This is a genomic window from Micromonospora sp. KC207 (genome assembly GCF_004348615.1).
Taxonomy (GTDB): Bacteria; Actinomycetota; Actinomycetes; order Mycobacteriales; family Micromonosporaceae; genus Micromonospora.
On sequence record NZ_SMKJ01000632.1, the window covers coordinates 1 to 570 of the forward strand.

The 570-nt window shown below is 69.1% G+C and carries 1 protein-coding gene; it reads right to left on the reverse strand.

Translation table 11 applies throughout. The features are described 5' to 3' along the window. Nucleotides 1-178: 178 nt before the first annotated feature. Nucleotides 179-570, reverse strand: a 392-nt coding sequence (locus E1258_RS32945; protein ID WP_132407900.1) for a hypothetical protein, incomplete at its 5' end; no start/stop codon positions are given.

A 570-nucleotide genomic window follows, 5' to 3' on the forward strand; every position in this document is an offset into this window, starting at 1 on the left:
GCCGTGTCCGCACCACCACCGCCCGGCCTCGGCCGTCACCGGTCAGCACGAGCAGCTGCTCACCGCCACACCCTCGCCTGTCGGCTAAGGCAGGCCGCAGGCCGGGCGGTGGTGGTGCGGACACGGCTGAGGGCCCCTTCCCCGTTCGGGAAGGGGCCCTCGGCGTGTTCTGTGCGTGTCACTTGTTCCAGAGCTCGGCGACCAGGTCAGCGGCCTGCTTCTCCCACTGGGCGTAGTGGTCCGGGTACGCCGACACCTGCACCGTCTGGGCGGCCTTGGTCAGCGGCATGTCCTGCCAGCCGTCGACCTGCTTCAGACCCTTCAGGAACGCTGTCGTCGAGTAGGCCGGGTCGGTGATCTGCTCGACCGTGCCCCAACCCGAGGACGGGCGCTGCTGGAACAGGCCCTGCGAGTCGTGGTCGTTGCGGTCACCCAGGTGACCCAGGTTCTCCAGCTTCGACTCCTGCAGGCTGGTGGCGATCGCGACCACGGCGGCCCGCTCGTCCATGCCCGCCTTCTTGGTGGCCTCGATGATGGCCTTGGCGTTGTCCTTCTGCTCACCCGACAGCG